Here is a 15,002-nt window from a genome sequence, read left to right as displayed (position 1 = left end):
CCTGCAGAAAGCTTCTTACAAAACAATCTCCCGGAGCATCTGCTCAGCCCCTGTTCCGTCCGCCGTTTCACGGCCCTTTTTGCTCATCTTCACCCGTCTTTTGGCATCTGCCGCCAAAAGCTTCAGCTCCCGGCACACTCCTGCCAGAAAATCCGGTTTCTTCCGACAGTCTCCGGCATTTACCATAATTCCACGGGCCTCAAAGGCTGACGCTCCGGGAATCTGGTTATCTGCCAGTACATAAGTGATGGTGGGCACGCCGCAGGCCGACAATTCATACAGCGTAGAGCCTGCCGCTGATATAGCCGCGTCACAGTTTAACATTAATTCTGACATACGGCGCACATTCTCATGAAGAAAAATCCAGGAATGGCGGGCGGCAATTTCTTTGATTTCTTCCCTGTCCGGCTCTAAGGAATTCAGAATAAAATGAAACTCACAGCGGCCTGCCAGTTCCCTGTCCTGAATAAAACAATTTAAGAATTTCAGCGCCATACGCTCCGGGTCTGCCCCGCCTACGGATACAAGAACACGCTCCATATGCGCCCGGACAGGCGGGACTTCAGAAAGCTGAAATTCTTTCCGCAAAGGCACGTATCCGGCTCCTAAAAGCAGCTCTGGCATTGTTGTATTTTCCCCGGAATACAGGGATTCATAATCCTCCCTGTCAGCATAAATATTATAATTAATCAGTACGTCCACCGGATAGGCAAACGCAAGCACATCGTCCAGATAGATTGTTTTGCCGTAAGCTCCCAGTCTCTTCAAATAATCCGGCGTTACATAGTAGCTGTCGATAAAAACAGCATCCGGCCCAACCCGGGTTAAGACGGGTTCTAAGGCCGGCCATTCACAGTCCATATCAGAATATAATGTATTCATTACCACACAGGAAAAGCCCCTGTCCTGAATCACTTTTTCAAAAGAAGCGTCCGCAGTCACATAGACACATTCCAGTCCCAGTTCCCGGGCCGCCTCTCCGATGGACAGACAGCGCATGATATGGCCTGCGCCGATTGCAGCATTTCCATCGGCACGGAATAATAATTTTTTCATTGTTTTCACTGTTCCCTTTCAGAATACTATTATTGTAGCAGACTTATCTGCTATTTGGAACAGTTTTTTCTGTAGTCTTTCAGGAAATATTTATTTCGTTTTCCACAAATTCGGCAGAATGATTTCTTCTTCCACATTCCCAAACCGCTGTTGAATGCTCTGTAAAAATTCACTTGGAAGCTGCTCCCCAAATTTTTCCATATGCTCCTGCAGCTGTTTTGCATGGTCCACCCCAACTGCAACATAATCAATATAAGGATTCTGCGCAGGATAATTCAAAAGAGCGCTCACCTTATCTATTTGAAATTCCTTTAATAAATTGTCAAACTCATATAAATACCTTTTTGCACTTTCTAAACAATCTGGAATATTATCATAATCCATCATAAATAAACCTTGCAGAAAGGCGCTTCTTGTAAACATGGTTATCCCTTTTGACTTTGCTTTTTTTAAGAAACCAGTCGTATCTCCCCGCTGATCAAAAATATTATAGGGCATCTGTATGAAATCAATGATTCCGCTCTCAACCGCTGCTTCTCCTTCTCTTATATGATAAATGGAGATACCTATATGTTCTATCAGTCCGTCCTGTTTCATCCTGTCTAAAGCCGCAACTGCCTTACGGTCATAAATATACTCTGCTTTATGCAATAAATAACCGTATAGCCGCTGCATCTTAAGCCTTTCCAAAGAACCGTAAATTTCATCTGCCAATCTTCCCTGCACATCCGTTGCATTTTCAAGGATTTCCGGACGCAGCTTTGACACCACTTTAAAGTTTTCTTCTTCGAGCTGCCTTGCTTTCCTATATTTACCAAGAAGTTCTTCCGCATTGCCATAAGCTGCAGCTGTATCAAAAACCTTTATCCCATGGGCAACTGCTAAATCCAATATTTCAAAAACCTCTTGTTCCGACGGCTTTCCAGAGGTATTGTTAATCCCGTAATCCATTCCGAATTGAACGGTGCCCAAACATAATTCTGCCATTTAATTCTCTGCCTCTTCCCCCTGATATGTGACCTTTTTCTGTTCTATATCTGTATTGAGAAACTTCCATTGCGGATGTTTTTCATATTCTTTTAAAATATCCTCAAAGGAAAAATACTTTCCTTCCTGATATAAATTTTTATAAATTTCTGAAATCAGTTCTTTGTCCCGCTCTGTATCCATGGTCCAACGCAAATAACTGTAGTCTTTTCCAACACAGGGTACGCGTTCCGCCTGGAACAGCTGCGGATTTTTATATAAATACGGGGTCACATGTTCTATACACTGAGCGTCTGATGTATTTTCATATGCACATTTCAATGCGTCATATGTGAAAATCTCAATTGCCATCCCCAAAGGAAGCCCCTCCCTGTAATAAATATAATCCTGATGACTTTCCTTAAAATAAGCAATTCCGCTGTCTATGATTCCAGCGTCCACCAACGCATTATCCCCTGTCAGCCGAACAACAATATCTGCTTTGTAATAGGAGGCGCATTCATAAAATCGTTTTAGCACATGATTTTGGCTGCCGCGCCACAATACAATATGATTTTTCTCTGCCAGTTCTTCTACTGCATCATCCGCCGGTTCCCTGGATGTGGCAACCACAACCTCATTCACAGATTCAGACTGCCGGACTCTTTTCACAATATGCCACAGCATGGGCTTTTTGCAAAGCTCTGTCATTATCTTCCCGGGAAGCCGCGTGGAACCCATTCTGGCCTGGACAATCGCAACTGTATTCATTTTTTGTACACTCCATCCTTATATATATTGTCCGCAATCAATCTGATAAACCTGCCCTGTAATGTTATTGGATCTTTCTCCGGCCAAAAAAATAACCAGATTCGCCACTTCCGCAGGATCAGTCAGTTTTCTGATTGCACATTCATCCAATACCATTTTCTTAATCAATTCACTGGTATTCCTCTGTCCATCCGTATCAATATAGCCCGGCGCCACCACATTGCAATTCACGTTATACATCCCAAGTTCTTTTGCAATGGTTTTGGTAAATCCCTCAATTCCTGCTTTTGCCGTTGAATATGCAAGGCTGCCTTCACGTCCCCGCAATCCATTGATAGAACCGATATTAATAATCTTCCCCTTGCCGGCCTTGATGAAATGCCCGCAAACCGCCTTACTGTAATAAAATACCGGATACAGCACATGCTGCAGCGTATATTTAAAATCCTCTTGTTCCAGCCGAACTAAAGAAGCATCCCTTGCACTGGCAGCATTATTCACTAATACATCCAATCTCCCAAAATGTTCCATACAGGTATTTACCGCTTCTAATGCCTTTTCATACTCTGCTGCGTCAGCATTGACTGCCAGAACTTTATCCCCATAAAGTTCTGACAACCTCCGGGCATTTTCTTTGCTTTTCCAAAAAGTAAAACACACCTGATACCCTTCTTTGATAAATTCCTCCACTAAAACTCTTCCCAACCCCGACGCTCCCCCAGTAATCAAAACAACTTTTTGTTCTTCCATCTCTTACCGTCTTTCTTTTCCAACGTTTTCCGATATGTAACAAAATTTCCCACTGTCTCAAGCCATACAAATCCAAGGTTCCCAATAAACCTGATGGATTCCTGATTGTTCCCATGAATTCTTGCAACCGCCCCATGGCAGAGCCACTGGTCTGACGCAAATTTCAAAATTCGCTCCACTGCTTCAGCGGCATACCCCTTTCCCCGAAATTCAGGCGCAAGAAGATAGCTCACTTCCGCTTCAGCATCACCGGCTTTTTCCCGCTTTATGCCAAAAATGCCCACACGCTTTCCTGTGGCTTTCTCTGCCGCTACCCAGTCCACCCGGTTATTTTGATGTAAATACCGGTTTTTGTACCAGTCCAGATGCTCCTCTGCCGTCAATGGATGGGGTGATAAAAAATACCGGTACACTTCCGGGTCCGAGCGCCATTTGACAATCAGCGACGTATCTTCCTCTGTAATTTCACACAACATCAGCCTATCTGCCTCCAGTCTGGACACTCCGGCATTCACGCTGCGCACCAGTTTTCTTTCAACTTTTCTTTCCATAACACAACTTTGTGTCCAAGATTTTTCATCCACTCAAACAACTCTAAAGCACATTCATTCCCGTATAAACAAAGAATTTTCATTCCTCCAGTCCCTCCGTCATCTCCCTGGTAATAGGTTCCCCTCTGTGAATTTCACGCCTACTTTTTTTCCCAAGCAGTATCTGCATATATTTCGGAACCAAACCATACCCCGGCCGGATACTGCGGACATTTTCTGGAGTAAATTCTTCTCCGGCGCCAATGTCTTTCACAGCAAATAAACTTCTTCTGAAAATCAGAGAGCTTTTTTCCCTTTCTGATAATGTGTAATCAGGCCCCCGGGCAATTAATTTCGCATTCCGCACATCCTGCGCCATTCTGGCAAATTCATCCATCTCCATGCTGAACTCACTGTCCGGATTTTTTATTTTTCTTGACAGGCAAACGTGTTTTTCCACAACACAAGCCCCCAGAGCAACGCCCACCACCGCTCCCAGGCTTCCCATGCTGTGATCGGACAATCCAACGCTGACCCCAAACCGCTGTTTCATATCCGGAATATTCCCCAGATGCATGTCTGCCCAGCTGGCCGGATATTCACTGCAGCACTTCAATAAAACAATTTGATGATTTCCAACTCTGCGGCAGACGTCCACGGCATCCTGGATTTCCTCCAGGCTTCCCATTCCGCAGGATATAATCATCGGCTTGCCTTTCGACGCGACATATTCTATCAGCGGAAGATCCACCAGCTCAAAACTTGCGATTTTATAGGCTTCGCAGCCTATCTGTTCTAAAAAATCCACCGCAGCAGCATCAAAAGGCGTAGAAAGAAAATCCACGCCGCACGCTTCACACTCTTCTTTTATGCGGGCCTGCCATTCCCAGGGAGTTCCCGCATCCTGATACAAATCATATAACCGGTATCCATCCCATAATCCGCCTTTCACCCGAAAATACTCACTGTCACAATCTATGGTCAGGGTATCTGCCGTATAAGTCTGTATCTTTACGCAATCTGCGCCAGCTTTTGCTGACTGCCGGACAATTTCCAGGGCATTGTCCAGTTTTCCTGCATGATTTGCGCTCATTTCCGCAATCAGGTAAGGACTTCCCTGATTAATTTTCTCAAACATATGGAACATTTTCCCAAACTCCATTTCTCGCAAAAAAGTTTCAATTGCACCAACAAATCTATTTTCTGTAATTTTCCACTACTTTTTTGACTGCATGAATGACGTCTGTCACATCCTGATCCGTCATAGCCGGATAAATGGGAATGCTCATAATTCCCTGATAAACCTCTTCCGCATTGGGACAAAGCCCCTTTTCATAGCCGAGACGCTGATAATAGGGGAACCAGTACACGGGAATATAATGGATCTGGCACTGTACATTTTCCTCTCCCATCGCGTCAAAAAATTCCCTCCGGCTGCATTTCAAGTTCTCCAGTCTCAAACGGATCATGTATAAATGCCTGCAGGTGTCTGACTCCGGAATCTCTCTCTGCAGCGTCAGCTCCGGAATTTCAGAAAAAGCCTCATTGTACCGCTCCGCGATTTCTTTTCTTCTGGCTGCAAAACGGTCCAGCTTCTTCATCTGGCTTACAATCAGAGCCGCCTGAAAATCCGTCAGACGGTAATTATACCCAAGCGTCACCTGTTCATACCACCAGGGGCCTTCCTGGATGGGATGCTCCATCTGACCTTCCTCCCGGGTGATTCCATGGGTGCGGGCAAGCATTAGCTTCTGATAGAACGCTTCGCTGTTTGTAAGCACCGCTCCCCCTTCCCCGCCGGTGATGGTCTTTACCGGATGGAAGCTGAAGGTGGTCAGATCCGCAAGGCTTCCCACCTGTTTTCCCTTATATTTTGTGGCGATTGCATGGGCGGCGTCCTCAATGAAAACCAGATGGAATTCCTCACATATGGCGCGGATTTCCTCATGCCTCACTGCCTGTCCCGTAAAATCAACCGCAATCACCGCTTTTGTCCGTTCCGTGACATGGGCCCGGACGCTTTCTGGATCAATGTTATAGGTTTCTGGATCAATGTCCGCAAATACAGGTGCCGCGCCGCAATAGAGCGCGCAGTTTGCACTTGCCGCAAAGGTCAGGGGCGTTGTAATCACCTGGTCTCCCGGGCCAATGCCCGCCGCCATGCAGGCGCAGTGGAGGGCCGCCGTCCCGTTGGACACCGCCACCGCATATTCCGCTCCGGTATACTCTTTCAGCGTCCGCTCCATCTCGTCCACCTTCGGCCCGCAGGTGATAAAACTGCTTCTTAAAACCTCCGTCACTGCCTGAACGTCATCCTCATCAATCCACTGCCTTCCGTAATAAATTTTACTGGCTCGAACCGGATAGCCGCCTTCAATTGCCAATTTTTCCATATGCCTGTTCTCCCTTCATTTCCCGGGATGCAACGATCCGCACCAACACTGGATTGGACGTTTCCGTTTTTGAAAAATTCTCTCCCTCTTCTGCAGATATCACCTGAAATCCACGTTCTTTCAGCTTTTCTATAAAAACTTCTCTCTCCATAAACCTCCGGAAATGCCCGTTATGGATATACGCGTGCTTTCCCACGCATGTTCCCTTTCCATACAGGGAATCCCGCACGCTCCGGGCTTCGATCAGGAACAGTCCCCCTTCCTTCAGGGCATCCCTGGCATTGCCCAATAGCTCATCTTCCTGCTGTTCAGAAATGGCATGCATCGTCCAACGGCTGTAAATGTAGTCGTACTGCACCTGATATAATGCTTTTGAACTTACAAAATCATCACAGACAAAATTCCCGTTTTCCAGTTTCAGCTGATTTAACTGGGAAATTGCTTCTTCGGAAACGTCAATTCCCGTCACGTTCAGATGATGGTTCAAAAAATAAATACTGTCCCGTCCATTCCCGCATCCCAAATCAATCAAAGATTTCCCTGGTTCCAAATATGAAATAACCGTTCGCGCAAAATCGCTGGGGGACTGAATCTCCGTCAGCTTCTTTGCGTAATAACTGTTCCAGTAATCCGCATCCCGGCGAAACGTGTCTTTTTGTTTCACTGGATACGCCATGATCCGTTCCACGCATTCCCGGACAGACACGGAACCGTCGTTTTCAATCACCAGGTCAGGTGTTTTCGGATACTCCACCTCTATGTCAAGGCCTGCAATTTCAGAGGCTTTCCCAGACTTCTGCCTGGAATACAGCCCCTTTTTGTCCCGTTTTATCAAAACTTCCCGATCAACCTTCAGATAAATTTCCACATACTTTTCAATATTCCGCCGGTTCCATTCCCGAACGGAATCATACATGGCAATGGTGCAGATAATCACTGTGATCCCCTGATCCGTCAGCATTCTGCACATTTCAGAGTAATAGCTGGCCCGTTTCAGACGCTCCTTGCGGGAATACCCCAGAGAGTCCCCCACCAGCTTTTTCAGAATGTCCCCGTCCAGAATCACCAGCCCGGGACAGGACTTTCTCATTTCATAATATAATTTTGTTCCAATGGTCGTCTTTCCCGCTCCGGAAAGCCCGGTAATCCAATATAATACGCCTTTTTCCAACGCCTGCCCTCCTGCCTTATGCTTCATTGTCATAAATCACACACGGAGAAACATGCTTGAGGCAATACTCCGTGAGCCGTGTTTTTAATTCCGTGTTTTCCAGTTCCTCTCCCTGGTTATTTTCCAGTTTCACGCTGTACTTTTTCAGCGGGATTCTGCATTCTGAGGTTACAAGCTCCTCACTGGTGAAATAAAAGGTAAAGTCTTTTCCCTTCAGCGCAATCTGATAGGGATCATCCACATGGATACTCTCCGTGACGGCAAATTCCCGCTCTTTTTCTCCTCCAAAGCACAAAGGGAGATGGGCGTCGGTATTTTCAAAGGAAAAAGGCACGCCCGCCAGATGGCACATCATCGGCGCATAGTCGCAGGTGGATATGATTTCCTCTGTCACGCCTTCCACTCCGCCGCCCCGGACCATAAACGCCACATTGCTGCGGCCCCGGCTTAAAAATTCCTGGCCCGGCGGAATCAAAAATCCCTGGCCATGATCTGCAAACAGAGACACCAGGATTTCATCCTCTCTATAATTATCTTCAATATATTGATATAAAGAGGATAATTTGCGGTCTATCCTTTCCATTTCTTTTTTGTAATATCTGACCAGATCCGCATTATAATCCTGTTTCACGGAATTAATTTTTGTCTGCTCCTGCTGATTTTCCCACAAAGGAAATTCACTTACATGAAAACCAAGATTGATCCCGTCAGCCACCATGTGCAGATCACCGATCTCCATCCAGATAAACTGATCGGTCTCCCGCATGGAATGCATCTGTTCTACGGTATCCGCTATAATGTCTTCCGCAAAATATCCGCTGTAATGATGTTGATACAAGGTACGGTTTATCCCCCGGGCATACCCGTAATTGGGGGTAATACGCCAGTTTCCTCCTATCTTTGCGGTATTGTATCCGGCCTCTTTAAAATATTCAAATAACATCGGGGTATCTTTATCCAATTTTCGAAACAGCCTGGAATGAAGCATTTTATGCTTTACGGCTGTCTGTCCGGTTACAATACTGGCAATGGAAGGAAATGTCCAGTCGCTTGCTGTAAAGCCATTGACGCATACCATTCCTTTTTTGAAAAATTTATACGTATTCGGCATCAATTCCGGAAATTCTCTGCCAAGGACTGACTGAGACAGCCCGTCAATAAAAATATTTAATACCAACCGTTTTCTCTTTGGATGATGTTCTATGGGAATCGCCGTCCCAATACGAAACTTGTGTTCTGAAGAAACAGAACATTTTCCTTTGGGAATACGGTAATTGATATACTGCCAAGGCTGCTTATTCAAAATATGATATACTGCCAAGGCTGCTTATTCAAAATAAGCGCTTTTTTACCATTCATTTCAAAAGACAAATATCCGTTCTCCGGCATTACAATCGGAAGAAAAATGTCTTTTTCTGATTCCACCTCTATATGATTGATTTCCATTTCAGAACGTTGAAGTTCTGCCCTGGAATAACGGGTAGTCCTGTCATAATGCTCACACATCAGACGCCAGCCTGCTTCTGCCGAGGCAGGGGCAGCATACAGTTTAGGCAGATGCCGGTAATCCGTATATTCGGAAGAAATTATTTCATAATCGCTGTGAAACAGCGACGTGCCAATCTCCCATTTCATATCGCTTTTTTCAATTAAGTAGTCCACATACCGCTTTTTTTCTTTTGCCTCCTCTCCTTGAATCTCTTCAGTATCCATGTAAATCAATCCCAGCAAATCATCCATGTTCTGTTCCAGAACAGAAACATCAAACTGATAATCATTCCCCCCTGAAGCCAATTCCAATGCTATTCCATACTGTTCGTAAGCATCATATATTTTTCCGCAAGCCTGGCATGCACAGGCACAATTATAATGTGCATCGGGAGAATAGGGCATATCTTTTACTGCCGCTCTGGCATACTGAAAAGCTGCTTTGTATTCCCCAATGTACATGGCGCACAGGCATTTATAAACATTAAGTTCCGCATTCCCTGGCTGTGCTGCTTCATAATCGGCAATCACTTCCCAGGCTTGTTCCCACTGCTTTTTTTCTATCAGAGTTTCTATCTCCTTATTCACCAGAATTCTCCTTCCGTTCAGTTCCTTTTCTCTATTAAAAACCAGGTGTTGTCATCCCCGGGAAAATAATGATCTCTGTGATATTGAAAGCCATAGTCTGCCAACTGGCAGTCAGGATACCGATCCAGAAATTCTCCGGCAAAATCCCGCTTAAACAATTTTCCCTCATGCCCCCGGTAAGGAATCTCTGCCGGAGTTGGGTTATAATATTCTATCATGCAGATATACTTTTCAGAGGAATCATATAATTTTTCATACACCGTCTGCAGTTCCTGTGGGTTAATATGGATTAATACGCCGGATATCAATGCCAGATCATATTTTTTCACCGGCTCATATTCCAAAATAGAAGTCTCAAACACTTCTATCTTCCCTTCAAAAAAGGAATCCTCCTTTAACCTGGCCGCTGCCTGATGATTAATCTCGATGGCCGCTGTCTGAATGTCCGGAATCAAGGTCTTGATCGCTTTCAGATTAATTCCAATGTTCGCCCCGAATTCGAGCACGCTTTTTAATCCCGGTGCGCTGGCTGCAATCCTGGAATAAAGCCCCAGTACAGCCGCAAGGGATTTTTTCGTACATGCATTCCTCTCTATGTAATCATTTCCAAATTCTCCGCTCCAAAAGGCTTCCTGTTCTGTTTTATAACCCATGTCCTGTCTCCTTTTTCTGATTTTAATGCATCTTATTTTCCTTCCAATGACCCTCCTGCATCTGTGCCAGCAGTTCCCGAAGCTGAAGGACATCTAACCACTCTGTATTTGTGCCGGAACTGTATTCAAAGCCATCCTCCACCTTTTTTCCTCCCGGCAGGATACGGTGCTCCTCCCACCAACTGTAATGAGGATAAATAATATAGTGTTTCTCATACTCATAAGTCATGGCAGAATCTTCTCTGGTTATCATGATCTCATGAAGTTTCTCCCCTTCCCGGATTCCCACTTCCTCTCTGGCACATTCCGGTGCCATGGCCTCTGCTAAATCAGTAATCCGAAATGACGGGATTTTTGATATAAAAGTCTCTCCGCCTTTTGCTTCCCCAAGCGCTTTAATTACCAGCTGCACGCCTTCCTCCAGGCTGATCCAGAACCGGGTCATTCGGTAATCTGTAATGGGAAGCTTATTTTCTCCCCGGGCTGTCAGTTGCCGGAAAAATGGGATGACAGAGCCTCTGCTTCCAGCTACATTCCCATAGCGGACAATGGAAAAACAAACATCTTTTTCACCGGAATAAGCATTTGCTGCAATAAATAACTTGTCGGACACCAGTTTTGTCCCGCCATACAGATTAATGGGATTTACTGCTTTGTCCGTGGACAGAGCTACTACCCGCTTTACCCCTCGGTCCAGCGCCGCATCTACAAGGTTCATTGCCCCATTAATATTCGTTTTTACTGCTTCTATAGGATTGTACTCACAGGCAGGCACTTGCTTTAAAGCCGCTGCATGGACTGCGTAATCTACCCCGTCCAAAGCCCGAAACATCCGCTCCCTGTCCCGGACATCGCCGATGAAAAAACGCAGTTTTTCTTTATATTTCTGAAACTTTCCAGCCATCTGGAACTGTTTGAACTCATCACGGGAATAGATAATGATTTTTTTTCGGCTCGTAATGGGTCAATACATATTCTGTGAATGCATAGCCGAAAGAACCTGTCCCGCCTGTAATTAAAATCGTCTTTCCATTGAGCATCACGTTTCCTCCTGTTTTGCCTTGTCTGTTTTTCCGTATTCTGCACCGTCATCCTTATCCTGACAGCCAAACACTGTTTTTGTATACTCCTCCATAATCCCGGCATATTCCTCTAACAATTCCATAAATTTTATGCCCTGCCTTGCAAGCTCCATTCCCTCTTCCTCTATCGTTTCCCTTCTAAAATACTGCCCGGAGCGAATAATCTGCTCCGCCTTTGTCATGGATTGGCTTAAAAGCTGATAGTTGGGGTTTTCTTCAATTTTTTTCCGGTTTTGCTTTACCCGTTTCAAAATTTTCAAATAGGCCCGTTTGTCCATATTCCCCTTTTTACACAGCTTGTCCAACCGCTGGTAAAGTTTTTTTCCTTCCCGGGCCAAAGACACAATCCCATGCACCTGCTTTGGTGTGTCTTGAAAAAAAGCCGATATTTTCTTCTGTTCCTCTTCATCAAATACAGGCTCCAGCCGTTCTATGCAAGATGGAATGTCCACCTCTTTCACACACTCACGGTCAATCACTTCCGCCAGTGTCATTAGTTTGGTCCCTTCAATTCTGGCTCCTCCTTCTGTTGCATTGATGAATGTGGTTTCACGCCCTTTGGTCCACCATTCAATATATTCCCCAAACCATTTCCGGTAACCATTCAGATTCTTTAATGTGGGAACTTCCTTTTCATAATTCCCCGGAACCCGGATGAATTTCTCTGTATTTTCCTCAGGCATTGCATCTTGAAATGTCCCATCCGCATGGGATTTATTATCTGTATAGGCCAAATCCTGTCCTACAAAAATAATTTTCCGAAAGCCAAGATGGCATGCCAGGGTAAAAGCCAGCGTGGCGACCGATCCTCCTATGGGAAACCCTTCCAGCCTTTTCCCATTCATTTCAAATAATTTCCGGACATAAATATAACCTTCATCAAAAAAGAATTTTTTCCCGGTATGATAATCCAAGATTGCGCTGGCTGAAGTAACCATGGTCAAAAGAGGCAGTTCCTTCGCCTGTTCTGTTTCAACCAATTCTAACGGTTTAATCCCGTCAAGGGTGGCAAACATATCCGGCACTATTCCCTCCTGCAATAACGGTTTCACCGCCGTATCCACTGCAATGATAAAAGATTTATTTTTCGCCCGTCTCAATTCTTTTATATTTTTATTCAGGGAAGGCCCTGCCGACACCACAAATGCCGGAACATCATTGGGAATGGCGCCCAACAGCTGAAACGCTTTATATCCTGTGCGGATATACTGCACATTATGATAAAAATTTTCCGCCTGGTATGGGCTGAAAAACATTTTGGTTCCAAGCCCTACATAATATGTTTCTGATTGCTTAACCAAAATTTCCAGAAAATGATTCACCCGTTCCCGGCATAACTCCACATAATTAGGCAGTACAAAATATTTCATAAGAGGAATCTTGTCTCCCTGCAGCATAGTTCCCACAATACTCTCCATCCCATCCTCATTAATCCCATCCAAAATGAGGATAACTGTCCGCCCGCCAAATATTTTTTTGAAATCAACTCGTTCTAATTGTTTTACAAACACAGAAAACAGCGGCTCATACAGCATAACGATCACGCTTTCATCTGTCTGCGCCGTAAGTTCTTCCAAATAATGAATATTTCCCATCCCTAAAATAAAAACCGGGGCGTTTGGGACAATTTTACCTAATACAGAAATTTGGTTCACCGGATGAGCCTTCGGATCACGCCGTCCAGCGAAATACAGCCTGCGCCCGGCTGTCTCTGCCACCAGAATCTTCTCTCCGTTAAAAGCTGTTTCTTCTGTAATGCGCATTGCCTCTTTTTGCAGCAGTTCTTCCCTTTTTTCTTCGATGATTTTGCATATGCCGGGAAAACGTTCTTCCAGCGTTCTAAGATTCCTGTCCTTCAAGTTCTCCGACATAAACGGTCTCCTTTTCCCTGAAATATTCTTCTGAGAGGAACATTTCCAAATATCCCGATATTCCCTGCTCCAGGGCATCCATCATCAATACATTGTCATGTTCCGTAAAAGCTGTCTCACAGTCCTTTAAAATATCCAATAAATTCTCATACACTTCCGATTCTAATCCAAACCGCTGTTCCATAAACCACTGCACAAATTCCTGAACTTGCAAAAGCACCCCTTTGCTGTTTTCCACATAATTATTATCACGGTGATAAGTTGCATGAAATCCTAAAAAATTAATGCTTTCATACAATTCCTGTATTTTCTCGTCCATCTGTCCTCCCTTTGCTTCGAATAAAAAAACCGGCCAGAGCCGGCTTTTTTATTCTGATTCGTAATGTTAATTTACTGAAGCAGCGACAGTACGCCCTGAGTGGACTGGTTGGCTTGTGCAAGCATAGACTGGCCTGCCTGAGCAAGAATATTATTCTTACTGTATTCCACCATTTCAGAAGCCATATCCGTATCACGGATTCTGGACTCTGCTGCCTGTGTATTCTCAGATACATTATCCAGGTTAGCAACTGTATGCTCTAATCTGTTCTGAATTGCACCAAGTGCGGAACGCTGGGTAGACACATTATTGATTGCATTCTGAACAGCTTTCAAGGTAGCGTTAGCCTTATCATAGTCTGATACTGTAGGCATAGTAAGAGTTGCAGAAGCGCCAAATCCGCCGGCTGTCATTCCACTGGTTATAGCGCCGCTCAGCAGTGTACTCCATTGTGCGTCTGCTACCGATTTCCAAACAGAACCAAGTGCAGAAGGTCCTGCCGCTTTTGCAGAATCCAAGGTACCATATCCAGCTGTGCCGGAAACAAGTCCATAGCTGCCAACTGAGTTCATCCAAACCATATCATCTGTAAACGCTGCTTTCCCGGCATCATTTACAAGGCTCAAAAATGCGCTCTTATTACCAGCAGCGCTGTCGCTTGTGTCGTAATTATATTCCACGCCCATATAGGAAATCGTGTTATAAGATTTCGTAACTGTTCCCTCAAAATATTTAATATCTTTCAGGCCAATTGATTTCGCATCCATCTTTCCAATGCTGATGCTGATGCTCTGGTTTGCATTTGCGCCCACCTGAAGCTTCTTATCTGAAAAGCTTCCGTCTAACAATTCCTGTTTGTTGAACTGAGTGGTTTCAGAAATTCTGTCAAGTTCTTCGGTTAAAGCTTCCAATTCCTGATTGATGGCGTCACGGTCAATATCCTGATTCGTATCGTTCGCGCCCTGAACTGCCAGTTCATTCATACGCTGTAAGATAGAATGTGCCTCATTCAATGCACCTTCTGCTGTCTGAATCAAAGAAATACCATCCTGTGCATTTCTGGATGCTTTGTTCAGGCCGCGCACCTGGCTTCTCATTTTTTCAGAAATCTTTAATCCTGCTGCGTCATCTCCTGCACGGTTGATTCTGTAACCGGAAGATAATTTCTCAGATGATTTTGCCTGTGAACTTGTTGTTACGCTTAACTGACGGTTCGCGTTCATTGCTGTAAGATTGTGCTGTACTACCATTGCCATAATATTTTTCCTCCTACTACAATATATTTATGGTTAATATCCCTTACAGCCAGTAAGGAATTACCCATCTTGTTGCTTAAGCTGTTAGAATGTAGAGAGCAATCGGTA

General features: G+C 44.7%; 14 protein-coding genes and 1 pseudogene. All 15 read right to left on the bottom strand.

Annotation, left to right across the window (positions count from 1 at the left end; translation table 11 throughout):
• Positions 1 to 15: 15 nt before the first annotated feature.
• The 15 genes and pseudogenes from pseG to ACTO17_RS03575 all read right to left on the bottom strand — a co-directional run bounded on the left by pseG (position 16) and on the right by ACTO17_RS03575 (position 14,888).
• Positions 16 to 1,056 carry a UDP-2,4-diacetamido-2,4,6-trideoxy-beta-L-altropyranose hydrolase gene (gene pseG / locus ACTO17_RS03645; protein WP_482556930.1) on the bottom strand — a complete coding sequence of 347 codons (1,041 nt, stop codon included), beginning with the start codon at positions 1,054 to 1,056 and terminating at the stop codon, positions 16 to 18.
• A 90-nt stretch (positions 1,057 to 1,146) separates the two neighbouring features.
• Complete coding sequence (locus ACTO17_RS03640) at positions 1,147 to 2,043, bottom strand: aldo/keto reductase (RefSeq protein ID WP_482556929.1); 897 nt, start codon at positions 2,041 to 2,043, stop codon at positions 1,147 to 1,149.
• The gene (locus ACTO17_RS03635) at positions 2,044 to 2,793 is read right to left on the bottom strand and encodes a cytidylyltransferase domain-containing protein (RefSeq protein ID WP_482556928.1); all 750 of its coding nucleotides are present in this window, start codon (positions 2,791 to 2,793) and stop codon (positions 2,044 to 2,046) included.
• 18 nt (positions 2,794 to 2,811) lie between these two features.
• Complete coding sequence (locus ACTO17_RS03630) at positions 2,812 to 3,498, bottom strand: SDR family oxidoreductase (RefSeq protein WP_482556927.1); 687 nt, start codon at positions 3,496 to 3,498, stop codon at positions 2,812 to 2,814.
• A gap of 20 nt (positions 3,499 to 3,518) precedes the next feature.
• Entirely contained in the window at positions 3,519 to 4,094 is a 576-nt protein-coding gene (locus ACTO17_RS03625) for a GNAT family N-acetyltransferase (protein ID WP_482556926.1), read from the bottom strand.
• Between the two features lie 79 nt (positions 4,095 to 4,173).
• Positions 4,174 to 5,211, bottom strand: a complete 1,038-nt coding sequence (pseI, locus tag ACTO17_RS03620) for a pseudaminic acid synthase (protein ID WP_482556925.1) — start codon at positions 5,209 to 5,211, stop codon at positions 4,174 to 4,176.
• Positions 5,212 to 5,269: 58 nt separating this feature from the next.
• Positions 5,270 to 6,466, bottom strand: a complete 1,197-nt coding sequence (gene pseC, locus ACTO17_RS03615) for a UDP-4-amino-4,6-dideoxy-N-acetyl-beta-L-altrosamine transaminase (RefSeq protein ID WP_482556924.1) — start codon at positions 6,464 to 6,466, stop codon at positions 5,270 to 5,272.
• Complete coding sequence (locus ACTO17_RS03610) at positions 6,447 to 7,637, bottom strand: adenylyl-sulfate kinase (RefSeq protein ID WP_482556923.1); 1,191 nt, start codon at positions 7,635 to 7,637, stop codon at positions 6,447 to 6,449. The genes pseC and ACTO17_RS03610 overlap by 20 nt, the downstream gene beginning before the upstream one ends.
• 16 nt (positions 7,638 to 7,653) lie before the next feature.
• Positions 7,654 to 8,940, bottom strand: coding sequence for a sulfatase-like hydrolase/transferase (locus tag ACTO17_RS03605; protein WP_482556922.1), 1,287 nt, complete (start codon positions 8,938 to 8,940; stop codon positions 7,654 to 7,656).
• A complete protein-coding gene (locus ACTO17_RS03600; RefSeq protein ID WP_482556921.1) occupies positions 8,937 to 9,713 on the bottom strand; it encodes a hypothetical protein in 777 nt (258 codons plus the stop codon). Before ACTO17_RS03600 ends, ACTO17_RS03605 begins: the two co-directional genes overlap by 4 nt.
• Positions 9,714 to 9,730: 17 nt before the next feature.
• A complete protein-coding gene (locus ACTO17_RS03595) occupies positions 9,731 to 10,366 on the bottom strand; it encodes a pseudaminic acid biosynthesis-associated methylase (protein WP_172537953.1) in 636 nt (211 codons plus the stop codon).
• A 22-nt stretch (positions 10,367 to 10,388) separates the two neighbouring features.
• Positions 10,389 to 11,406, bottom strand: a pseudogene (pseB, locus tag ACTO17_RS03590) (UDP-N-acetylglucosamine 4,6-dehydratase (inverting)).
• On the bottom strand, positions 11,406 to 13,319 hold the full coding sequence (locus tag ACTO17_RS03585; protein ID WP_482556920.1) for a motility associated factor glycosyltransferase family protein: 1,914 nt from the start codon (positions 13,317 to 13,319) through the stop codon (positions 11,406 to 11,408). The pseudogene pseB and the gene ACTO17_RS03585 overlap by 1 nt, the downstream one beginning before the upstream one ends.
• Entirely contained in the window at positions 13,288 to 13,638 is a 351-nt protein-coding gene (locus ACTO17_RS03580; RefSeq protein ID WP_482556919.1) for a hypothetical protein, read from the bottom strand. The genes ACTO17_RS03585 and ACTO17_RS03580 overlap by 32 nt, the downstream gene beginning before the upstream one ends.
• 71 nt (positions 13,639 to 13,709) lie before the next feature.
• Positions 13,710 to 14,888, bottom strand: coding sequence for a flagellin N-terminal helical domain-containing protein (locus ACTO17_RS03575; protein ID WP_482556996.1), 1,179 nt, complete (start codon positions 14,886 to 14,888; stop codon positions 13,710 to 13,712).
• Positions 14,889 to 15,002: the final 114 nt, after the last annotated feature.

This window comes from Petralouisia sp. (assembly GCF_056822245.1).
This window is presented reverse-complemented; position numbering and strand designations above follow the sequence as displayed.

What these genes read in the sequence shown, in the direction of transcription:
- ACTO17_RS03635 (WP_482556928.1), bottom strand. Translation starts at nt 2,793, where the DNA reads ATGAATACAGTTGCGATTGTCCAGGCCAGAATGGGTTCCACGCGGCTT.
- ACTO17_RS03625 (WP_482556926.1), bottom strand. Translation starts at nt 4,094, where the DNA reads ATGGAAAGAAAAGTTGAAAGAAAACTGGTGCGCAGCGTGAATGCCGGA.
- pseC (WP_482556924.1), bottom strand. Translation starts at nt 6,466, where the DNA reads ATGGAAAAATTGGCAATTGAAGGCGGCTATCCGGTTCGAGCCAGTAAA.
- pseI (WP_482556925.1), bottom strand. Translation starts at nt 5,211, where the DNA reads ATGTTTGAGAAAATTAATCAGGGAAGTCCTTACCTGATTGCGGAAATG.
- ACTO17_RS03640 (WP_482556929.1), bottom strand. Translation starts at nt 2,043, where the DNA reads ATGGCAGAATTATGTTTGGGCACCGTTCAATTCGGAATGGATTACGGG.
- pseG (WP_482556930.1), bottom strand. Translation starts at nt 1,056, where the DNA reads ATGAAAAAATTATTATTCCGTGCCGATGGAAATGCTGCAATCGGCGCA.
- ACTO17_RS03585 (WP_482556920.1), bottom strand. Translation starts at nt 13,319, where the DNA reads ATGTCGGAGAACTTGAAGGACAGGAATCTTAGAACGCTGGAAGAACGT.
- ACTO17_RS03575 (WP_482556996.1), bottom strand. Translation starts at nt 14,888, where the DNA reads ATGGTAGTACAGCACAATCTTACAGCAATGAACGCGAACCGTCAGTTA.
- ACTO17_RS03595 (WP_172537953.1), bottom strand. Translation starts at nt 10,366, where the DNA reads ATGGGTTATAAAACAGAACAGGAAGCCTTTTGGAGCGGAGAATTTGGA.
- ACTO17_RS03580 (WP_482556919.1), bottom strand. Translation starts at nt 13,638, where the DNA reads ATGGACGAGAAAATACAGGAATTGTATGAAAGCATTAATTTTTTAGGA.